22 protein-coding genes are annotated in these 21,503 nt (G+C 50.3%); 12 read left to right on the forward strand and 10 right to left on the reverse strand.

Annotation, left to right across the window (positions count from 1 at the left end):
* Positions 1-27 precede the first annotated feature (27 nt).
* Entirely contained in the window at positions 28-192 is a 165-nt protein-coding gene (locus ACFPVY_RS02385) for a hypothetical protein (protein WP_379790105.1), read from the forward strand.
* 44 nt (positions 193-236) lie between these two features.
* Complete coding sequence (locus tag ACFPVY_RS02390) at positions 237-440, forward strand: hypothetical protein (protein ID WP_379790106.1); 204 nt, start codon at positions 237-239, stop codon at positions 438-440.
* A 514-nt stretch (positions 441-954) separates the two neighbouring features.
* Here the strand turns inward: ACFPVY_RS02390 and ACFPVY_RS02395 are convergent.
* On the reverse strand, positions 955-2,628 hold the full coding sequence (locus ACFPVY_RS02395; protein ID WP_379790107.1) for a helix-turn-helix domain-containing protein: 1,674 nt from the start codon (positions 2,626-2,628) through the stop codon (positions 955-957).
* Between the two features lie 341 nt (positions 2,629-2,969).
* Between ACFPVY_RS02395 and ACFPVY_RS02400 the strand changes: the two genes are divergently transcribed.
* From ACFPVY_RS02400 to ACFPVY_RS02410, 3 genes are all read left to right on the forward strand, one after another.
* A complete protein-coding gene (locus ACFPVY_RS02400; protein WP_379790108.1) occupies positions 2,970-3,677 on the forward strand; it encodes a hypothetical protein in 708 nt (235 codons plus the stop codon).
* A 409-nt stretch (positions 3,678-4,086) separates the two neighbouring features.
* Entirely contained in the window at positions 4,087-4,590 is a 504-nt protein-coding gene (locus ACFPVY_RS02405; RefSeq protein WP_379790109.1) for a helix-turn-helix domain-containing protein, read from the forward strand.
* Positions 4,591-4,639: 49 nt separating this feature from the next.
* Entirely contained in the window at positions 4,640-5,479 is an 840-nt protein-coding gene (locus ACFPVY_RS02410) for an RteC domain-containing protein (RefSeq protein WP_379790110.1), read from the forward strand.
* 105 nt (positions 5,480-5,584) lie between these two features.
* Here ACFPVY_RS02410 and ACFPVY_RS02415 read toward each other — a convergent pair whose 3' ends face one another.
* The 4 genes from ACFPVY_RS02415 to dinB are packed head-to-tail and all read right to left on the reverse strand — an operon-like array spanning position 5,585 to position 11,749.
* Positions 5,585-6,064: a DUF1810 domain-containing protein gene (locus tag ACFPVY_RS02415; RefSeq protein WP_379790111.1), complete on the reverse strand. Its 480-nt coding sequence runs from the start codon at positions 6,062-6,064 to the stop codon at positions 5,585-5,587.
* Positions 6,048-7,457, reverse strand: coding sequence for an exonuclease domain-containing protein (locus tag ACFPVY_RS02420; RefSeq protein ID WP_379790112.1), 1,410 nt, complete (start codon positions 7,455-7,457; stop codon positions 6,048-6,050). Before ACFPVY_RS02420 ends, ACFPVY_RS02415 begins: the two co-directional genes overlap by 17 nt.
* Before the next feature lie 40 nt (positions 7,458-7,497).
* On the reverse strand, positions 7,498-10,560 hold the full coding sequence (locus ACFPVY_RS02425) for a DNA polymerase III subunit alpha (RefSeq protein ID WP_379790113.1): 3,063 nt from the start codon (positions 10,558-10,560) through the stop codon (positions 7,498-7,500).
* 34 nt (positions 10,561-10,594) lie between these two features.
* A complete protein-coding gene (gene dinB / locus ACFPVY_RS02430; protein ID WP_379790114.1) occupies positions 10,595-11,749 on the reverse strand; it encodes a DNA polymerase IV in 1,155 nt (384 codons plus the stop codon).
* 123 nt (positions 11,750-11,872) lie between these two features.
* Here dinB and ACFPVY_RS02435 point away from each other — a divergent pair, with 123 nt between their 5' ends.
* Positions 11,873-12,601, forward strand: a complete 729-nt coding sequence (locus tag ACFPVY_RS02435) for a LexA family transcriptional regulator (protein WP_379790116.1) — start codon at positions 11,873-11,875, stop codon at positions 12,599-12,601.
* Between the two features lie 89 nt (positions 12,602-12,690).
* Positions 12,691-13,449, forward strand: a complete 759-nt coding sequence (locus ACFPVY_RS02440; RefSeq protein WP_379790117.1) for a S1/P1 nuclease — start codon at positions 12,691-12,693, stop codon at positions 13,447-13,449.
* A 123-nt stretch (positions 13,450-13,572) separates the two neighbouring features.
* Here ACFPVY_RS02440 and ACFPVY_RS02445 read toward each other — a convergent pair whose 3' ends face one another.
* The 5 genes from ACFPVY_RS02445 to ACFPVY_RS02465 all read right to left on the reverse strand — a co-directional run bounded on the left by ACFPVY_RS02445 (position 13,573) and on the right by ACFPVY_RS02465 (position 17,089).
* Complete coding sequence (locus ACFPVY_RS02445) at positions 13,573-14,574, reverse strand: saccharopine dehydrogenase family protein (protein ID WP_379790118.1); 1,002 nt, start codon at positions 14,572-14,574, stop codon at positions 13,573-13,575.
* Between the two features lie 58 nt (positions 14,575-14,632).
* Entirely contained in the window at positions 14,633-14,968 is a 336-nt protein-coding gene (locus ACFPVY_RS02450; RefSeq protein WP_379790119.1) for a nuclear transport factor 2 family protein, read from the reverse strand.
* A gap of 203 nt (positions 14,969-15,171) precedes the next feature.
* Positions 15,172-15,564: a VOC family protein gene (locus tag ACFPVY_RS02455; protein ID WP_379790120.1), complete on the reverse strand. Its 393-nt coding sequence runs from the start codon at positions 15,562-15,564 to the stop codon at positions 15,172-15,174.
* A 93-nt stretch (positions 15,565-15,657) separates the two neighbouring features.
* Positions 15,658-16,119, reverse strand: coding sequence for a winged helix-turn-helix transcriptional regulator (locus ACFPVY_RS02460; RefSeq protein WP_379790121.1), 462 nt, complete (start codon positions 16,117-16,119; stop codon positions 15,658-15,660).
* A 223-nt stretch (positions 16,120-16,342) separates the two neighbouring features.
* Positions 16,343-17,089, reverse strand: a complete 747-nt coding sequence (locus ACFPVY_RS02465) for a glucose 1-dehydrogenase (RefSeq protein WP_379790122.1) — start codon at positions 17,087-17,089, stop codon at positions 16,343-16,345.
* 104 nt (positions 17,090-17,193) lie between these two features.
* On the opposite strand from ACFPVY_RS02465, the gene ACFPVY_RS02470 reads away from it, so the two are divergent.
* The 5 genes from ACFPVY_RS02470 to egtB all read left to right on the forward strand — a co-directional run bounded on the left by ACFPVY_RS02470 (position 17,194) and on the right by egtB (position 21,498).
* Positions 17,194-17,553 carry a winged helix-turn-helix transcriptional regulator gene (locus ACFPVY_RS02470; RefSeq protein WP_379790124.1) on the forward strand — a complete coding sequence of 120 codons (360 nt, stop codon included), beginning with the start codon at positions 17,194-17,196 and terminating at the stop codon, positions 17,551-17,553.
* A gap of 366 nt (positions 17,554-17,919) precedes the next feature.
* The gene (locus ACFPVY_RS02475) at positions 17,920-18,324 is read left to right on the forward strand and encodes a YybH family protein (RefSeq protein ID WP_379790125.1); all 405 of its coding nucleotides are present in this window, start codon (positions 17,920-17,922) and stop codon (positions 18,322-18,324) included.
* A gap of 3 nt (positions 18,325-18,327) precedes the next feature.
* Positions 18,328-19,293: a zinc-binding alcohol dehydrogenase family protein gene (locus ACFPVY_RS02480; RefSeq protein ID WP_379790126.1), complete on the forward strand. Its 966-nt coding sequence runs from the start codon at positions 18,328-18,330 to the stop codon at positions 19,291-19,293.
* A gap of 16 nt (positions 19,294-19,309) precedes the next feature.
* Positions 19,310-20,293, forward strand: a complete 984-nt coding sequence (locus ACFPVY_RS02485; protein ID WP_379790127.1) for an L-histidine N(alpha)-methyltransferase — start codon at positions 19,310-19,312, stop codon at positions 20,291-20,293.
* Between the two features lie 14 nt (positions 20,294-20,307).
* Complete coding sequence (gene egtB, locus ACFPVY_RS02490) at positions 20,308-21,498, forward strand: ergothioneine biosynthesis protein EgtB (RefSeq protein WP_379790128.1); 1,191 nt, start codon at positions 20,308-20,310, stop codon at positions 21,496-21,498.
* Positions 21,499-21,503 lie beyond the last annotated feature (5 nt).

Here is a 21,503-nt window from a genome sequence, read left to right on the forward strand (position 1 = left end):
ACTACTTGGACAATGGTAAAATCCAAAATGAAGAAGGTCGATAAGGTAAAAGTAACCTTAGACGAAGAAGTACCGTTGAGAGGTGTTGTAAAATGCCACTGCGGAACTCCTCTCACAGGTGCTCCTTCTCTTGGTAAATCTGGAAAATATTTTACTATTATAAATGTAAGCATTCGAAGCGTAACAACATAAGTGCCGTAAAAGTACATGAGCAGTTTTTAAATGCATGCAATCTTATGAGTGTTTCTGAAAGGAAAATTAAGAAAATAAGGGTTGCATCTTGCGCTTCAATTGAACAGGAAGTAAAAGCAAACAGGAAAAAAGTAGCAGCAAAAAGGCATAAACTTGACGAAGTACAGCAGAGATTAAATAAGGTAGAAGAAAAATGGTTTAAAGATAAATTAAATAAAGACACTTACGAAAGTGTATTTTACCTATAGTGATCATATCTTAACGCTTACTGCATCAATAGAAAAATTCAGTACAAATCAAGTAAAGCTTTTGAGGTTCTAAATAACAACTTGGATTTAATGGGTGATATCAGGCAGTTTATACAAAATTAGATGTTTTGCAAAAAACGTCAATTTGTAAACATGTTGTTCAATGGCAACTTGTACCACCAAAAGGGTATATATCGAACACCTGCAATGATGGAGATATTTTCTCATAATGCCATTAAAATGGAGGAAAAGGGATATCTTATATATCAAAAAAAGAGGATAACATAATTGTTATCCCTCACAGTGGGCAATTGGAATTTAGAACACCGCATGTCCATCTTTTAAAAATTCCTACGATTTTATTATCCTGTTTTAACCGAAAGATTGTTTTTCTAGGTTGTTGGGAAGCATGAACTGTCCATCGCCATCGACGGCCCTCGGTTTTTGGGATACCAGTCGGCTGGCGGAAAATCTCATTTAGCTTATTTGCTTGTCTGGTCCGCCTTAAAAAAGTTCATGCCGCACCGGATGCTTTCTTTAATTCCTCGATAAAATATTTCGGGGATATTCCCGTATTTGCCGTAAATGCGTTGACGAACCGCCGGGTGCTGCTGAATCCTGCTTCGTCTGCGAGCGCCTCGTGCGTGTAATTTCGCAGCGTCTTTTCATTTTTGATTCGCTGGGCGATGTGCTGTACTTTCAAGCCGTTGATATACTCGTTGAATTTTTTGTGCCGCTGCTTGAGGATGATCAGCGAAAGGTATTTGGTATTGGTATTGAAATGGCCGGCCAGCTTGGTAAGGTTCAGGTCCTTTTCAAGGAACTTTGTGCTGTTTTCAAATTTCGTAAGGCTGTGCAGGACCGCTTCTTCGACGTCACGGCTCATCCCAATTTCAGCATCGCTGGTTTTGGCTTTCGCCTTGGAAATGGCATCAATCTTTTGCAAGAGTTCCCCATATTTTTTTCTTGCTTCCTTTTTATTTCTGTAATACCGCAGCATCCCGTAGGCTACAAGCAGGAGAAGGGCGCCGATCACCGCGGAGAAAATCTTGTCATTGTATTTCCTGTTGCTCAGGGATTTTTTAAGGGATTGTTGCTCAGCCAGCAGTTCCTTGGTTTCGTATTCTTTCTGTATTTTGCCTTGCAGGTAGGCGTGCGTCTGGTGCAGCTTCTGGTCTATTTCCAGCAGTTTCTCTACGTACAGCAGCTGTTCGGGGAGTTGGTTTTTTTCCTTGTAGTAGGAAATGAGCACCTCGTAGGCTCCTCGGATGTCGGGGCGCATATAACCGCGCCGGAGGTAAATCTGGTCTACCTTCTTGAAGTAGGCCACGGCTTTTTCCTGCTCGCCCAGGCTCCAATAAGCCTTTCCCAAATAGAAATAGCCGACCATCTCGTTGGAAAAATCCTTGTTGGCCCGGATGCCGATCATTGCCGCCTGCAATTTGTCGACGGCTGTCCTGTAGTTGTGGACCAGGCACTGGTTGACGCCTTCCGAGAATACAAAGTAGGGTTCCATGTCACGATTGCCCGTGCGGATCCCTTCGGCCATTCCAAATTCGTTGGTCTCGGTGCACAGCCCGTGGTTTCCGACTAGTTTGTAGCAGATGCCTAGCGAATGCAGCGAATTGAGGTAGGCCCTGGTATGGCCTTTCTTAAAATAACCGCAGCATTCCCTGAAGATGGAAATTGCCTCGTCGTAGTACCCCAGGATATACTTCATCTGCCCGATATGGTATCTGGTCTTGTAGATAAGGTACGGGTCGCCTGTTTTTGCGACATACCGGTCTGCTATCAGATAGGTGTCCATGGCCTCGGCCAGGCGCTTCTGTCCGTAGAAGGCGATGCCTTTTGAAAGGTAGGCTGCTCCGATTACCTCGTTGCTTTTGGAGCGTTTCGCCGCGGCGACCATGCTGTCGGCGTAGGCCATCTTCAGCGCATCAGGAGCGTAATGCACGTAATTCTTGTAGCCGTTGGAAAGTTCTTCCCAATTTTCTTCATTCTTGGCCTTGCTCACAAAGGACCGGAGGTAGGCCGATCGTGCCGCGTGGCTGATGTCTTCTTCGATACGGTCGAAAAGGTAGTCGTAGCTCCGCTTTTGCAGCGAGTCGGGAGTATGCGCAGGGCGCGCGCCGGCTTCATTTGTCGGGGCGGACCACAGCACGGATGCGAGTAGCAATCTTACCATCATAGGCGGGTGTTAAGAGAAGTTGTGCCAACTTCGGTGTTAGGTTGATTGGCGGCACCTTGAAAGCAGGGGTGGTTATCTAGGCGCGCGGGGCAAATCAAAGTTAGCCATATTACCGGTAAAATCCTACAGGGCAGGAAGCAAAAGCTGTGTCGATTTTCGGAAAAAGTGCAGTGGAAATGCGGTAAACGTGCAGGTAATGGCTTGCAGGGGTTGTTTTTTGCTTTTAGTTTTGGCTCTGAATTCAAAGCATACGTTCTGGGATATTCCAGGATGGTTCGGCTTTCCCCGGGTGAAAAATGAACTGAGAAAAAACATTCAGTTACCATTTAACACAAAGCAAAATGAAAAATGTAAAAGTAGTCTTGGCGGTACTGCCATTTCTTTTTAGTGCCTGTACGGATGAATACGCAGGAAGCAATCCTGAAAGCACTGGCTTGAGCGAAAGCGCCAGAATGGGAGAGCTCGGTCCCGAAAATCCTTCCAATCCTTTTGACGCCGCTGGGGCCATCTGCGACGAAATTACTGAATTGGTTGTCGAGACCAAGCCCGGAGCAGGCTCTGTAGCAGCTATAGCGGCACGGGTTGATGCTGCGATGGAAAGCCATCCAGAGTGGGGACTTTCAGCGGCCAGTTCGCCACTTTCAGGCAGGATAGCTGCGATTGCTTTATTGCTTGACAATTCTGATCCGCTGGGCGACGCGATGGCGGGATCCGGAATGGGAGCAGGGGCAAAATCCGGCCTTTCTGGGTTTGTCAGCCTGCTGTCTACTAGTGAGGTGGCGCCTTATGAAGATATTCACGCTCTGGCAGTTATCTATGAGTCCGATATGATGAGCAATACTTCCTACACCGGTTCTGAAAGGAGGCGCCTGCTGGAAATTGCCTCAATCGCCCGCTATTCCCTATACAGGAAAAAACGCAAGGACAAGGATTGGGAAACTTCTGTCAGTGTTGCCGGAGCCATTTCCGGCAGCAGCGATGGAGCATCGCTTGCCATCCGGATGGCAGTTGTAATCGGCATCTGCAAGAGGCAGGGCATTACGCAGTAGAAATTTCATTTTGAACGGATGGGTTGGGAGCACCTACAATGTAAACTAAAAAATAAGGCACGTGAAAAGGAAAGCCGTTAAAAGTCCATGGCGGGCAGACTTGAAGATAACGTACAACGCGAAGTGCGCATCTGTTCCCAAGTGCAACTTGGATCTCGAGCCCCGATGGTTTTCAATAGTGCTGGTAAGCAGAGGCATGCTCGAATTCAATATGTCAGGGGTCCGGATTGCCGTTGGGCCTTCAGAAATCTATGGCTTTACCGACACCACAATTCTCTCTAGATGTATTGGGCGGCCAAGCTACAGCTTTGTGTCATGTACCTTAGCGCTTCTGCTGGACAGCCGAATTGCGAGATTTCCATCGGGATACCTCGAGGCAGTCCTGGCACGGCCTGCCAACGTGATGCAGGTGTCAAGAGTAGATTTTCGCCAGCTGCTGCGGCTTGTTGCTATGCTGCGGGAGAAAGTGTACCGTCCGGTACACCCAGAGTTTGAGTCCGAAATCATCAGTCTCTGTCTCAGCCTCCTTTTCTATGAGTATGGTGCCATCTGCAGCAGGAATTTAGCGGATGGGGCGCACTTGTACAGCCGGCCAGAAAAAATAGCGGCGTCCTTTGTAAGGCTTATCGACGAGCATGTGCGGGCGCAGCACGGGGTCAGATTTTATGCAGACCGTCTGTATATCACCCCCGGCTACCTGCGCAAGTGCATTCGCGTGGCGACCGGCATGCCAGCTAGATATTTTATCGACACGGGCCTGCTGTCCGATGCGTATGCCTTGCTGTTGGATGAAAGCCTGTCGGTCGATGATGTCTCGGACCTGCTGCATTTCAGCACGCCTCTTGCCTTCAGCGCATTTTTTAAGAAATATGCAGGACTCACGCCCTCGAAATACAGGTCGAGCCTCAAATAACTGCGGACTGGTGGGAGCGACTGCTTTTTTGCCTATAAAATTATAAAAAATGAAATCACTGAACGTACTACTTTCAGAAATCCGCCTGAAGCAGGAGAGGGTTTCCCAAGAGACCTCGGATCCCATTGAAGAGGCCTACCAGATGACGCTGTACCTTACGGGCATTCTTCAGGAGGTGCGCGAAAGGATACTGAAAAATGGATTTGCGGCTGCGGACCAGGAGGTGCAATTCTTCCGTTACATAAAGCCTCAGATCCTTGGGCAGCTGATGTACTACAACAAGGTGTTTCGGATCGAGGCTGCCTGTCCGGTACATGAGGGGAAACTGTACCATAAGTTTTTTATGGGCCAGCTCCAGGAGCTGAAGCAGGAATTTAAGGACTACGTCTGCGGTTCTGATTTCTACAGGTATTACCGTTCGGGGCGAAACGACAGGGATGCAGAATATTTCCTTCGCGGCAGGATTAATTTCAGCGATGGCCTCAGCAATTTTGTGTTTGAAGTAGACCCGCAATTTTCCACCTATTATGATTCTCGGGTAGCGCGTATCATAGCGAACGACTTGATCTATGTCTATCTGACCCGAAAGATCAATCCGGACGAATCCTCTGAACTCTTGCAGCAGAGCGATGCCGCCAAGGAAATTTGCTGGACGGATTCTAAAAACGCGCTCATTGAGCTTATTTACGCATTGCATGCTTCCGGTGTAATCTCTCACGGAAAGATCGGAATCCGTAAGGTCAGCTTGGTGTTTCAGTTGCTTTTCAGGATCCCCCTGGGCGATATCCACCATTCCTTCCACCGGATGAAGGACAGGTCCGGGACACGGACTTCCTTTATAGACCATCTCAAGCTGTCTCTAGAAAGCTACATGGATAGGGGGCTGTAGCGGGCAGTTTGCAGAACTGTAGCTTTAGCACCGCAGTTCCATACTGGAAAAGCTGGCACCAACCTGCCAGCTTTTTCTGTTTCCTATCGCAGTGTTTTTCTTATTTTACGCTTCGTTAAGGAAGGCTAATGTTTTCTCATCAGGAATTCCGTCGAAATATTTATCCAAGACCGCCCTAAACACGGGATTAGTTTCGTCTGCTGAGGCAAACAGTGTCATGGAAGAGCGGAGCTTCAGGTCGTCAGGAGATCCGAATATGTCGTTGGCAGACTTTCGCTCAATTTTCAGCAGGGCCTCTGAAATATTTATCAGGTGCTTGCCGAGGACAGGGTGGGCCAGGTATTCTTCGGCTTCTTTTAGGTTTTCAATACCGTAAAATGCTGCCATGTCGCTTTTTCCCAGGCCTTTGAGCTGGGGAAAGATGTACCACATCCAGTGGGAGTTTTTTTTTCCCGATGTGATTTCTTCGAGCGCTTTGAGGTAGGTATGGTTCTGGGCTTCCAGGAAGCGGGCTAGTCCTTTGACGGTATACATTGGTGTTGTTGTTTTGCGGTGTAAATTTAAATAATTAATCGAAATTTTCAAAATTTGCTGCATTTAGCGGGATGGCTTTTTTGATCGGCTTGACCTTCCCGGGATGCCGGGCAGCGAAGCTTGCGATCAGCTTCATGACGTAGTGGCTGCTTTTGTACGGATCGATGTATTCTTTCAGTTCCGAGAGGTCTGATACGGTCGCATCGGATGGAAAGTAGCCCATGCCGCAGAAAGCGCCGTTTTCGACATAGACGCAGCTGCGTTCCTCGGCATGCCTTCCCTTATCCAGGTAGGCATAGCTTTCCTGTCCTTGCTTGAGCAGGTCGAGCGCTTCCACGATGCAGGCGTTGTGCACGCTTAGGTCTGGAAGCGATGCTGTAGTTGGCTGGGGTGTAAATTCACCCGCTTCGGGCCTCCCGTAGCAGCAGAAGCGTGGGTCGATTTCGAATTTCTGTGCGAGCTCCCGAAGCGCGTCCATGCCTTCGTGCTCCCTGTCGTAGGCCTGCACGCAGAACTGGAACTTGGGCAGCTTTCCTACCGCCAGGTACCTGTAGCCGTTCCTGGCCTCGTAGCTGTAGAGGCCGAACTTGGGCTCGAAGCGCTTGAGCGCCCGGTTGTACTTTGGCCAGAGCTTCTGGATCTCGGAGCATTCCAACAGGAGCGCCATCAGCTCATTGGCGCATTCTTCAAAAGAAATGCCGTAGATGTCCTTCAGGAAATTCTGGCGCTGGGAGGAAATGCTGTTGCCGCTGAAGTGGGAGGCGACCCGTTTTCTGATATTGACAGCCTTGCCCACGTAGATGACCTTTTTTTCGTAGCTGTAAAAATAATAGACGCCTGGTTTTTCGGGAAGGCGCTCGAAGTCTTCCGGAGGCAGGTGGGGCGGCAGGCGCTGGTCCTGGGCGGTCTTCTTGAGCATTTTTTCGATGTCACCTTCGGTATCCCATTCCATCAATCTGGAGAAAAGGATGGCGGTGGCAGCGGCATCGCCTCCCGCGCGGTGGCGGTTTTCCAGCGGGATGTCCAGCGAGCGGCACAGGTTGCCAAGGCTGTAGGAGGGAAGCCCCGGTCGGATCTTCCTGGCCGCGCGCACCGTGCAGAGCTTTCTGGGCGACCACTTGTAGCCTTCCTGGGCCAGCTGGTGGCGCACGAAGGAGAAGTCGAAGTTGACATTGTGGGCCACGAAGGTGCGCCCCTCCAGCATCCGATGTACCGTGTCGGCCACCTTCTCGAAAGTGGGCGCATGGCGCACCAGCGCGTTGTCGATACCGGTCAGCGCGAAGATCGGGGCGGGGATGTCCTGCTCGGGATTGACCAGGGTCTCCCAGCGGTCCAGTACTTTTTCTCCGTCATGGATCACGATCGCGATTTCCGTAATGCGGCTTCCCCTGGCGTTGCCCCCTGTCGTCTCGATATCTACGATGGCATATTCTGCTGCTTTCATCTTTTTAAGCTTTGGTTCTTATTTTTTGTTCTTCGTTCTGTTACTGTCGTGGATTCATCTTGTAGCGGGGCAGGTTGATCTCGTGTTCCTGCGGGTAGGGCTTGCGCTGGGTCATGCTGACGTCTTCCTGTATGTTCTGGTGCGCGGTGAACTGCCTGTCGTTGGAATTGCTGTACCTCGGGTCGGCGATGAAGGGCATCTTGGCCATCTTGCTTATTGTGACGGTCGGGAAGTGGTAATCTACTTCGACCGTCCCGAGCAGCAGGTAGCACCCGCCGCCCTGAAAAGGGTACCTTGTGACGCAGTCCGCAAAATGCGCCGTATCGAAATAGTTCCCTTCATGGTCCACCCAGGTGCCGAAAAACATGGCACCCATTTTGGTGGGCACGTGCTTTCGGGAGATCAGGTAGGCCAGCATCCTGACCGTTTTTTTGTGGTGGGCCAGCAGGTCCCTCGCCATCACGTCGCCGCGGTAGTGGGTCTGCAGGAGATCGAACGGCGTCTTAGAGACTGGAAAGCTCAGGAGCTCGATCTCATCGAAGGCGTCCTCGAATTCCGAGCGCTCCAGCTTGGGCAGCTCGTACTCGACGGCCGGCTCCCGGATGAGAAGCATGTCTCTGTTCTCGGGCCTGAAGCTGGCCAGCAGGAGCCGTGCGGTGACCAGCAGCTGGTTCTTGGTCTTGCCCGTGAAGCGGAAGGCGCCTATGAAGATCAGCAGCTGCAGGCCCTCGATGCCGATCGGGATCCTGTTGGTGAAATCCTCCAGGCTCTGGAAATCCCCGTTCTTTTCCCTTTCGGCCTCGATAGCGAACGCCGTCTTGGCATCCAGGCTCTTGAGCTGCTTGAAGCCCAGGTAGATGTCTTTTCCATAGACCGTAGTCTCGTACCCGCTGCGGTTGGCGCAGGGGCAGTGGATGGCGGCGCCCGACATCCTGGCCTCGTGAACGTAGACCTCCGTGCGGTAGAAGCCCCCGTCGTTGTTGATGGCCGCGGTCATGAACTCGATCGGGTGGTACACTTTTAGGTACAGGCTCTGGTAGCTCTCCACGGCATAGGAGGCGGAGTGCGCCTTGCAGAAGGAGTAGCCCGCAAAGGACTCGATCTGGCGGTAGACCTCCTCGCTAAGCTGGCGGGGATGGCCTTTTTTTTCACAGCACTCGAAGTAGCGGTCCCTCACGGTCTGCAATTCCTGGAGCGAGCGCCCTTTGCCGCTGATGGCCCGGCGCAGTATGTCGCCGTAGGCGGGCTCCAGGCCTCCGTAGTGCTGGGCGATCTTGATCACGTCTTCCTGGTAGACCATGATGCCGTAGGTCTCCCCGAGCTGTTCCCGGAACACGTCGTGGAAATACTCGAACTTATCAGGATGGTTGTGGCGGAAGATGTACTCCTTCATCATGCCGGACTGCGCCACGCCCGGGCGGATGATGGAGGAGGCGGCCACCAGGGTCACGTAGTCGCTGCACTGCAGGCGGCGCAAGAGCCCGCGCATGGCCGGGCTCTCGATGTAGAAGCACCCGATGGTCTGGCCCCGGCTCAGGTAGGCGTTGCACTTGGCCTCGTTCTTGGAAAGCGCGATATCGCGGATGTCTACCTTTATGCCCCTGTTTTTTTCAATCAGCTTCACGGTATCGTCTATGGTCCCGATGCCGCGCTGGCTCAGTATGTCGAACTTCTCGAAGCCGATGTCCTCGGCCACGTGCATGTCGAACTGCACGATAGGAAAGCCCTTCGGGGGCATCTCCAGCGCCGTGAAATTGGTGATGGGCTCCTCGGAGATGATGATGCCGCAGGAATGCATGCTGCGCTGGTTGGGATACTTCTCGAGCATCATGCCGTATTCCTGCACCAGCCTTACGATCGAATTGGCATCGTGCAACTGCATCGGGTTCAGGGCCAGGGCGTCCAGCTCGGACTTGGGCAGGCCGAATACCTTGCCGACCTCGCGGAAGATCGAGCGGTACTTGAACTCCACGTTGGTGCCGCAGAACGCGACATGCTCCCGCCCGAAGCGGCTGAAGATGTATTCCAGTATGGTGTCGCGCTCCTTCCAGCTCCAGTCGATGTCGAAGTCGGGCGGGCTCTTGCGGCTCGAGTTCAGGAAGCGCTCGAAATAGAGGTCCAGCTCGATGGGGCAGATCGCGGTGATGCCCAGGCAGTAGCTCACGATGCTGTTGGCGCCCGAGCCTCTTCCCACGTGCATGAAGCCCATGCTGTTGCTGTAGCGCACGATGTCCCAGGTAATCAGGAAGTAGCCGCTGAAGCCCAGCTCGTCGATGACCTTGAGTTCTTTTTTTACCCGTGCCTGGGCCTCCTTGTTATCCCTGCCGTACTTGGCAACAAGTCCCTGCTCGGCAAGCCTGGTCAGCAGGGCGATGTCGGATTCCCGGCTGTCGGTATAGTATTTCTTGTTGCGGGGCGTGTCGAATTCAAACTCGAAATTGCAGGCATCGACAAGCATCTGGGTATTCTCCAGGATTTGCGGATAGTCGGCATAGGCGTTTGCAAGGTGGTTGAGATCTGGCATGGTGTCGGTCTTGCGGCAGCAGTCGGCCTCATCCAGCCTGGAGAGCAGGATGTTGTTGTCCACGGCCCGAAGGATGCGGTGCAGGTTGTACTCCTTTTTGGTACGGTAGCTGACAGGCTGCAGCACGACCATGTCTTTGATGAGGCCTTTCCATTCCTGCTGTACCAGGCGCGTCAGCTCTTCGGGGCGGACCCCGATGTACTCGTTTTTATTCAGTGCCGCTGGCGCATTTTCCATGGGATAGATGACGGCGACGTTTTCAAATGCGGGGGCGCGCTCCGGCTTGTCGGTGCCCTGGAAATTATGGTGGGTCAGGAAGCGGCACATCTCGCCGATGCCCTGCTGGTTTCTGGCCAGTCCGATATAGAGCTGCCTTCCGGCGTTGCGGAAATCGATGCCGACCAGGGGCTTGATGCCGTTTTCGAGGCACCCCTTGGTGAAGTTGTAGATGCCCGTCACGGTGTTGATGTCGGTAAGCGCCATGGCAGGAATCTGCTGCCGGGCGCCGAGCGCTACGAGTTCAGCCAGCGGGATGGTGCCGTAGCGCAGGGAATGGAAGGAATGGCAGTTGAGCAGCATTTTTGGTCTTGCTTGTATTTCTTATTGTCTTGTCCTAGGGTCTTGTTTTTAGCTGTGCGCCAGCGCACCTTGCCACGGCGTCCGGGCCGAAGCGGTTCTTGATCCGGTCCATGGCCTGGTAGAGGGAGAGCATCTCCTCGGTGTCCTCGAACAGGTTGATCTGGTAGGTGCCGCGCACCAGCCCGCTGAAGCGCAGGCCGACCAGGCGCAGGCGCATCCGGCGCTGGTAGAGCTTCTCGAAGAGCTCCTTCACGTGCCTTGCCAGGGCATGGTCGCAGGAGGTGTAGGGGATCCGGCACTGCTTGGTCTCGGTATCGAAATTGCTGTAGCGGATCTTGACCGTCACCGTCGAGGCCAGCCACTGCTCGGAGCGCAGCTGGTAGGCAAGCTTCTCGACCATGCCGGAGAGCAGCGCCCTGAGCATCGGGATGTCGATGGTGTCCTGCCCGAAGGTGTGCTCGGTGGAGATCGACTTGCGCTCGGTGTAGGGCTCCACGGGACTGGTGTCGATGCCGTTGGCCTTCTTCCAGATCTCGATGCCGTTCTTGCCGACCATCTGCTGGAGCACCGGGGCGGGCATCTCCGAGAGCGTCTGTATGGTGCGGATGCCGATGCGGGAAAGCAGGGCGAAGGTGGCATCGCCGACCATCGGTATCTTCTTTATCGAAAGCGGGTTCAGGAAGGGGCGCACGTTGTCGGTCGGAATCTCCAGGCGCCCTGTCGGCTTGGCTTCTCCGGTGCCGATCTTGGAAACGGTCTTGTTCACGGAAAGGGCAAAGCTGATGGGAAGTCCCGTTTCCCTGGTGACCGCCTGGGCCAGCTCGCTGGTCCACCTGTAGCTGCCGTGGAAGCGGTCCATGCCGGTGATGTCGAGGTAGAACTCGTCGATGCTGGCCTTCTCGGTCAGCGGGGAGCGCTCCTCGATGACCTCGGTCACCAGGCTGGACATCTTGGAATAGAGCTCCATGTCGCCCTTGATGACCCGCGCCTGCGGGCACATCGCCAGGGCCATCTTGATAGGCATGGCCGAGCGCACCCCGAACCTTCGGGCTTCGTAGGAACAGGAGGCGACCACCCCGCGGTCCCCGCCTCCGATGATCAGCGGAATGCCGTGAAGCTGTGCGTTTCCTAGCCTCTCGCAGGAGACAAAAAAGGTGTCCAGGTCCATGTGTACGATCGCTCTTTCCATATCTTTCTCATTTTATACCCGGCAAAATTAGGACAGATATTCCCAAAGTTTTATATATTTGCTGGGATAAATAATCCCAAAACGAACATGTCCTTATTCTCTGACAATATCAGGCACCTGCGGATGAAAAAAGAGCTCTCGCAGTCGAAAGTGGCGGAAAGCCTAGCCATATCGCGTGACAGGCTGGCCAAGTATGAGGAAGGGAAGTCCCAGCCGCCCCTCGAAATACTGGTGCGCCTTTCGCGCTACTACCACGTGAGCACCGACCTGCTGCTGACCGTGGACATCCGAAAGGTCGACATGGACGGCCTGCTCCGCCTGGAGGACAACCACATACTCTTGCCTGTTGCGGTGGACGCCCGGGGCGAGCACGCCATCGAGATCATCCCGCACCGGGCCAAGGCCAGCTACCTGGCCGGCTACAGCGATCCCGAATACATAGAGTCCCTGCAGCACGTGTCCCTGCCGTTTCTGGGCAGCGGGAAGTTCCGGCTGTTTGCCATCGACGGGGATTCGATGCCCCCGCATAAGGACAGTTCGTATATTGTCGGAAGGTATGTCGAAAAGCTGGAAGAGATGAAGGCAGGCAGGAGCTATATCGTGATCACCGCAGACGGAATGGCCTACAAGAGGCTGGGACGCAGGGAGGCTACCGCACTGGTGCTGGAATCGGACAATACTTTTTATGCCCCGTTCGAGGTACGGGCCGCGGACGTCCTGCAGGTATGGGAATACGCGGGAAGCATCGCTACCGAAGAGTTCGATGTTTCGGAAATGGCCCCGGAAAGCGTGAGGGAGATGCTGCAGGAAATAAGGAAGGATGTGGCTGCCCTGCGTGGGCCTAAGCTGTAGCTTGCAGCACCTTACATTTCTCTATTGCTGGAAACAGTAGAAAATCGCAACTGCGGCCTATTTTATTTTTAACTTTGCAAAAAAAAAACATGAACAGGATATTTTCAATTTTATTGGTGCTGCTGTTTTCTGCAAGCGGTTTTGCATGGGGGCGCAAGGGCCACACGATGGTGGCGCAAGTGGCCTTCAGCTACCTTGATGAAGCGACCAAGAAAAATGTGCTCGGCTATCTGGACGGCATGTCGCTGGAGGAAGCCGCCAACTGGATGGACGACATCAAGGGCGACCGCAGCAAGGACTTCATGAAGCCGTACCACTATGCGAATTTCCCGAAGGGGGCGAAGCCTGCCGACAGGGAGGGAAGCAACATCGTGCGTGTCTTGAACAATACCATTTTAGAGCTTGGCGGAAAGGACAAGCTGGACCGTGAAGAAATAAAAACAAAGCTGCTCTTCCTGTTCCATCTGGTAGGCGACCTGCATCAGCCGCTCCATGTCGGCTATGAGCACGACAAGGGAGGCAATACCGTGCAGCTCAACTACAGGGGGCAGGGCACCAACCTGCATTCGTTCTGGGACAGCGGGATCATCTCCACGCAGAATATCCAGCTTTCGGACTGCATCAATGCCAAGACATATGTGCCCGAAGAGCTTGCTGAGATCAGGAAGATCAACGTGGTAGGATGGAGCGAGGAATCCAGAAGCCACCTGGCCCACGTCTATGCCTACGGCAATCCGAAAGTACAGGACAGGTATGCCTCCGAAAGTGCAAAAATTATTGAATTGCAGATCCAGAAGGCCGGCATCAGGCTGGCAGCGGTACTGCAACTGCTTTTTAGAACTGCCTGATTGCACTATTATTTTATCCACAACACCATGACACCCATAGAAATCAAATCCTATTTTGAGAGCAACCCGCCGCCTGAAATTTTTGGCTTCAAGCCCTGGGCGAAGATTAGCGACTACGGTGTATTAAAGATCAGTAACGGTGACGTTAGGCAATACTTCAAGCAATTCTTCTCCATAAGCAGAACCAGGAGACTGAAATCCTTTCATAAAGTTTCCTTCTAAAGTGCGTGATGCAATTTCAACGGCTGAAAAAACGGTAGGGGCATAGCCTGGCTCCATTTCTATTTTGGAACGCACGATCCTACCGTCGGCATCGGTTACCTCAGCAAGTATTGCGCTTTTGTCCTGAATTTCGCTCGAATGCTTTTCATTTCCAATTAGCAGGGATCCATCTTCAGGGGTAGCGGCGGGAAGTGCCATTTGAAAAAACTCTTCTATATTTTCGATTCCAGTAGATTTGTACGACAATACTGAACCGCCCAGCGGCGTCGGCAGGCATTCTGCCATGCCATTGCCGAAGTCAAACTCGGCAGGTTCGCTCTTGCTTAATTTTACAAGCGTTCCATTTTTTCTGACCAGCAGGCCTGCATTTATAATGTTAGCGCTGCTTGCTATCGAACCGGGGGTAAAACCGCCTGAATATTTAAATGCCACTCGCAATCCGGTCGGATTACTTACACGCTTGGCCGTATGCATCACAAGCGGATCGTAGCTGACAAACAAGCCTGCGCCGGACAATATCATAATTCCTGCTCCTTTAGCTGCTTCGTCTTTCGATTCTGCCAGACGGTAAATATCTATCTCGGCAGTAATGTCGATGTAATGTATCTTGTTTTTGATACACGCATCCATGGCCAGCGCCGCAGTTGCGCTGAAAGGACCCGCCACGTTAAGCAGGGAGTATTTTCCCGACAGGCTTTTTTCCCAGCCCTGTTCCTCATCCACAGAAAATACATGGCAGGAAACGCCAAGTTTTTCAGCCAGCGCCTCAAGCAATTCTTTATTTCTGCCTGCAATTTCAAAATCCAAGCCTCTTCTGGAAGCTTCTTCACAAATCAATGTGCCCGTATAGCCCGTTGCTCCGTAAATTAGCAATTTGGGATTTGTACTGTCTTTTGTTTTCATTTCTATTTCTATGTTTATGATTGCCTGACATCTAAAGATACAGACTGTATTTATTTGATTATATGAGATCTGCTGACAGATGCGTTATCTTTCCTTCCCCAAAAATAAACTCAAAAGAGCCCCGAAGCTTTCCTTCCGGAAAATCGCCTGAAAATTCTACTTCTAGAGACGCCCTGTCCGGATCTTTTATTGCAATGCTAATTATTTTAGTCTGCGTCTTGTAGCCTATAAAATAGCTTTCGTAATATTCCATTATGCCTTTCTTTCCATTAAATTTTCGACCTACAGAGGGATCATCCAAAACTGCGTTTTCATGATAAAAGTCAAGGTATTTTTCGGTATCGTAGCTATTGCCAGCTGTAATCCATCCTTCAATAATTTTTTCTAAATCCATGTTCAATATTTTCGTTATGATCCCGTTTTTTAAATACAGCAACAGTCTTGCAATCAGGCTTTGTTTGAGCTATGATGCACCTCATCGGTTGCAGATGCAAAATTGATACATTAAGTAAGATATAAGTTCGCCGAAATTACGTTATGCGTAGCCATTTTGACGTATGTAAATTTAATAGGGATTGCCTGATCAGGCCGATTATTTTAGCCGAGAGTGGCATATGGAGTATAGGCAACTTCCAAAATTTGCCCGTCAGGGTCATAGAAGTCCACGGTATAATATTGCTCAGAATAGGGCATCGCTATTGGACCGCGGATGAATGCGGCGCCTTCGGCTGCCAATGCATCATAGACCTGATCCACTTGTTTTTTTTCCACAGCCTGAAAGCATAGATGTCTCATGCCAAGAGATGCCGTCTTTATATCATTCTTTCTTTCTACGAAATAGATAACCATGGCGCCATTAGAAAACGAAGCGCCGCTTATCTGTTTCCAACCAATCAAGGTAAGGAAGCTGTTATAGAATTTCATGGCTGCAAACAGGTCTGATACCCAGAATTCAATGTGGTTGATTCCCGGCGTTAAGGTTTTTTCCATAATTTAATATTTGGCCTGCCATATGACTGCCCAGTGCTTGATACTCCGGACGCGCTGTCTGGCGAAGCAGATGAATTTGTATTGATTGCTAATTTAGCCTTCTGCCTTTTTCTTGGTTGCATGCTTCTTTCTTGCTTCCAGGATAGCAGGCATGCTTGCAGATGCCCAGTTTTTTAAAACTGCAATTGCTGGCAACAGGGTTTCCCCGAGCTGGGTCAGCGAATACTCAACCTTTGGCGGCACTTGCGGATAGACCTTTCTGCTGACAAGGCCGTCGATCTCCAGGCTTTTGAGCGCAGAGGCGAGCATCTTCTGCGATATGCTTTCGATCTTATGGTCCAGTTCGCTGTACCGCATCGTTCCCTCGCTTCTCAAAATATCCACTATCATCAGCGACCATTTGTCACCGACGCGATCCAGTAGGCTTCGTATCCCGCAGTCTTCTGCATCAAAATCTTTTTTTATTTTTTTTCTGATCATAATCTTTTGATTTACAGCATTACAAACTTGGCGGTTAGTCACAGGTATTGGCGTGCGTTCTTGTTTGGTGCCCATTTACACGGTAGCTTTGTTTCTCCAAAAGTAGGCAATATAACTTAAAGAGGAATGCCAGAATCGGCTTTGGACCGGTTCTGAAATAACAGCAAGAAGGGTATTTTGAATGCAGAAATTGGGATGCATTATATTTTAAAATACATCTTGCGAGTTGAAAAGAGTTTCTAGAAATGAAAATCGGAATGGCTGGCTGCCATTCCGATTTTTTATTGCTCATTTCAAATTAATAGCCGACTCCTCTGGCACCGCCCGATGCCCTTATAGATTCGCCAGTGACCCAGTGTGCATCGTCAGAAGCTAAAAATAAGGCCAGCGGTGCGATATCTTCAGGCTCTCCAAAACGTCCAAGAGGAGTTCCCGCAATTAGTTTCTCTCCCAGTTCGCCATCAAAGTTTCCTGCGGTAGCAGGTGTATTTGTGTGTCCGGGAAGTATGGAATTTACCCTTATTTTACGAGGGCCAAGCTCTCTTGCCAGAGCCAGCGTAATTGTATCTACGGCTCCTTTAGTCGCTGCATAGACGCTTGATGCCAGATAAGGATCGGTACTCAAGATAGAACTGATATTGATTATGCTTCCGCCTTTAGCCTGCCTTGCAAATTCTTTTGCCGCCAACAGGTATCCCAGCACATTTAAGTTGAACTGTTCATGAAAAGCTTCTTCCGTCAGGTCATCAATCATTTCAAAAACCGCTTTTCCTGCATTATTTACCAAGATGTCGACGGTTCCAAATTCTGACTTGACTTTATCAAACATCAGTTTTACATCGGCTGACTTGCTCATATCTGCCTTGATTGCAATTGCCTTGCCGCCCTTTGACTGTATTTCGCCTACGATCTTGTCTGCGTCATCCTTGCTTGACGAATAGTTGACTATTACAGTGGCTCCTGCTTTACCAAACTCTTTCGCAATACCTGACCCGATTCCTTTTGACGCGCCCGTTACGATAGCTACCTTATCTTTAAGTTTCATAAGTATTTTTTTTAAATTATTATTGTCCAAAGGTAAAATATAGTAACTTTACTTTTGATATGGGTTTCCTCAAGTAAAGTGGGTTCTCGATAATAAATATAGAAATGGAAAAAAATAGACAGCTGGCTGATGAACAGGGCGACTGCTCCAAAATACTTTTTGCCATACAGGATACGCTTGACCTGATAAGCGGCAAATGGAAGATCAAGGTGGTGAGCGTACTGCTTTACGGAAAAAAGAATTTCACAGACCTGCAGCGCCAAATAGACGGGCTGGGCGCGAAGATGCTTTCAAAAGAACTTCAGGATTTGGAAATCAATGGGCTGATAACCCGAACTGTCAACGCTACCAAGCCAATTACGGTATCGTACGAGCTGACTGATTACGGGCATACTCTGGAGCCGATTATAAAAGTACTTGCCGAGTGGGGCACGGAACACCGGCACAAGATTACTGGCAGGTAGCCTGATTCCGATTCTATAGAATTGCAATCGCTTCCGAACTTATCGGTTTTTTTTAGTTGAAAAACGTCAATACAGGCAAGTCCCGTGTAGCATTGGAAGATAAAGATGTCTCTCACTGTGGCATGGCTTTCGGTATGGAATTTATGTATTTGAAGCTTGTCAAGTTCGCTGGCGCTGAGAACCTTTTACAGGATTTTCGCCTTTTTTTCAGCTCAGTCAGGAAAGGGCAAAGTTATAGCAGCTGTTTCCTTAAACTAGTTCAAGGTTATTTCTTGCATTTGTTCATTGGCATTTTGATTCAGATTGCCGCAATTTTGTGAAAATTACAGGGATCAAATTAGTGAATGCAAAATAATAAGGAAGCAAATGATGAACGAACAAGACGCACTGCTGAAAGAACTGATTGCCAATTATGCGAAAGCTGTCAATTCGCGCGATATCGAAGGGCTGCTGTCGCTTTACGCCGAAGATGCGTTTTTTATGCCTGACGGGGTGCGGACCCTAAAAAAGGGGCAGATAGGCAGATCAGGCCTGGAGCAATTTTCCAGAAAAGCTTTTGAAATCGAGTTTTTTGACATTAAGATTGAAGTGCACGGCAGCACCGCATTTGCTGAGGCTGTCGCAAAGACTGCCGCAAGCAGGCCTGACAGGGCCTCGAGACTTGAGGCGACGAGCAGGGATCTTTTCGTGTTCCGACACGAAAACGGGCGATGGAAAATTATCAGATATATTTTTAACAGCGTAAAAGTATCAAGCGCTGAAAATTCCTAGTTTATGAAAGCAGCTGTATTATATCGTCCTGGGGGACCCGAAAATCTGCTCCTGGAAGAAAGGGACATGCCGCCGCTTCAGGGGGATCAGGTCCTGGTAAAGGTGATGGCTTTCGGGCTGAACCGATCGGAGATAATGACAAGGAAGGGCTATTCTGAATCAGTTCGGCTGCCAAGAATTTTAGGCATCGAATGCGTAGGCGAGATTGTTGAAGATCCAGAAGGAGAATTTGAGCCGGGGCAGAAGGTCGCTGCATTCATGGGAGGCATGGGCAGGGATTTTGACGGGAGCTACGCGGAATATGCGCTACTGCCGCGCTCGGTTCTTGCCGCTTTCCAAAGCGGTCTTCCATGGGAAATTCTTGGCGCCCTGCCCGAGATGTTCCAGACTGCCTTCGGATCACTTCATGCTTCCCTCAAGGTAAAAAAAGGCGAGACGCTTCTCATCCGCGGCGGGACATCCTCGGTCGGGCTCCTGGCGGCCCAGATTGCCAGGTCGGAAGGACTGAATGTGATTGCGACCACCAGGAACAGCAGCAAGATAAAACTGCTTCTTGAGAACGGCGCCCACGAGGTGCTGCTTGATGACGGATGTCTTTCCAGCCAGGTTAAAGAAAGCAATAAAAAAATTGATAAGGTTTTGGAACTGGTCGGTACGCCGACCCTGAAAGATTCCCTTTCCTGCATTTCGGCAGGGGGCATCGTCTGCATGACAGGAATGCTTTCGGAAGAATGGTCCCTGGAAGATTTTGCCCCGATGGAATCTATTCCAGCCGGCGCCTACCTGACGGTTTACGACAGCGGGCAGATCAGGATCGGAAGCCGGGAATTTCAGGATTTTATAGACAAAATCGAAAAGGCAGCGATCGTACCCAAGATACAGCATATCTTCAGGCTCTCGGAGATTTCCAAGGCGCATGCGCTGATGGAAGGCAACAGTGGCGGCGGCAAGATTGTCGTAATCCCCTAAAACCGATAATAAAACTATGGATACTTCCACAAATACAGCATTCCAAACGCAAAAGGCTTTTTCCGAGACATTTCTCAACGATGTTCTGGATGGCCTGGGCGGCAGTCCGAAACGGCTATTTTCTAAATATTTTTACGACCAGGCGGGCGACCGCCTTTTCCAGCAGATCATGGAAATGCCGGAATACTACCTGACCGACTGCGAGCTTGATGTCTTTAAAAATAAGACCAGGGATATCGCAGCAGGCATCTTGTGCCAGGATGGGCCGTTTGACCTGATAGAAATGGGCGCTGGCGATGCTATGAAATCAAGTTTTTTATTAGAATACCTGGTAAAAAACAATGTCGATCACACCTATATTCCAATCGATATTTCCGGCAACATACTGTCCGTTTTGACTGATAAGCTAAAGGATGCGCTGCCGCAGCTAAAAGTTGTCCCTCTGGAAGGAGAATATTTTGAAATGCTGGACAGGGCCGTTTCGCTGTCGGGCAGCAGGAAGGTCGTCCTGTTCTTGGGCGGCAACATTGGCAACATGGAAATGGAAGAAGCTTTCCATTTTTGTGCCGCACTGCGAAAAAGGCTGGACAAGGGCGATATCCTGCTGGTCGGATTTGACCTGAAGAAAAATCCGCATGCCGTATTGAAAGCCTACAGCGATCCTGCCGGAATCACCGCGGCATTCAACCTGAATCTTCTTTCCAGGATCAACCGCGAGCTCGATGCTGGTTTCGACATTGCTGGATTTGAGCACTACCAGACCTACGATCCGGTCTCGGGCGCCTGCCGAAGCTACCTTGTAAGCCTTTGCGAGCAGACCGTGACTATTTGCGGCAAAATCATTAACTTTGAGCAGAGCGAGCTTATAGACATGGAAATCTCTCAGAAATTTTCCCAGCAGGACATCGGCAGGATGGCAGCGGATTCAGGATTCCGCATCCTCGGGGAGATCAACGATTCTAAAAATTGGTTCACAGATTCCATATGGCAGGCGGTATAATTAAAAGGATTTCAATGATAGACAGTTACCCAACAAAAGTGTCAGACGATCAAGCTAGGCGGGCAGTGCGCTTTGCCGAAATTCGCAATCATTCTGTAGAAATCTGCGAACCTCTGGAAATCGAGGATTACGTCGTACAGCCAATCGTGGATGTGAGCCCGCCGAAATGGCATCTGGGGCACACGACCTGGTTTTTTGAAACCTTTATCCTGGTTCCGAGCGATCCGAATTACGAAGTTTTTGATGCGCACTACAATTTTGTCTTCAACAGTTATTACGAAACGGCAGGAGCAAGGGTGATCCGTACCGACAGGGGGAACCTGAGCCGTCCATCCGTTTCCGATATTTACAAATACCGGAAATATGTCGATGAAAAGATGCAGGATTTTCTTCAAGGCGATCTGATGGATGAAAGCATTGGATCGTTATTGGAATTGGGCCTCAATCACGAACAGCAGCATCAGGAATTACTGCTGGCCGACATCAAATATATTTTAGGGCACAACCCGCTTTTTCCGGTTTATAAAAAGGAAATTAGCGAACAGATCGAAATCGAAATTGGTACAGGAATGATAGGTTTTTCAGCAGGAATTTACGAAATTGGCTTTGCAGGCGAAGGATTCTGTTTCGATAACGAACTGGGCAGGCATAAAGCGTACCTGAATGATTTTGAAATCTCAAACCGGCTCGTTGCAAACGGCGAATATCTGGAATTTATGGCTGCAAAAGGCTACTCCGACTTCCGGCACTGGCACGCCGAAGGCTGGGACTGGGTGAGACAGAACAAGGCAAAATCTCCTTTGTACTGGCACTTTGTCGATGGAAAATGGATGCAGTACACCTTGAATGGCTTGCAGGAAATCAATCCCGATGAACCGCTTTGCCATATCAATTTCTTTGAAGCTTCCGCTTATGCATCCTGGAAAGGGAAGCGCCTGCCGACCGAAGCAGAATGGGAAGTTGCCTCCGGCCATTTCGACTGGGGAAGGCGCTGGGAATGGACCAATTCTGCCTATCTGCCGTATCCGGGATTCAAAAAGGAAGCGGGCGCAGTTGGAGAATATAATGGTAAATTTATGGTCAACCAGACCGTTCTTCGTGGCGCGTCGGTTGCAACGCCAAAAGGGCACAGCAGAAATACCTACCGTAATTTCTTCCCGACCGATCTCAAATGGCAGTTCACAGGAATCCGATTGGCTAAATAATGTAC

Origin of the sequence: Flavobacterium qiangtangense, assembly GCF_042658345.1 — a bacterium.
In the GTDB taxonomy this organism is placed as follows: Bacteria; Bacteroidota; Bacteroidia; order Flavobacteriales; family Flavobacteriaceae; genus Flavobacterium; species Flavobacterium qiangtangense.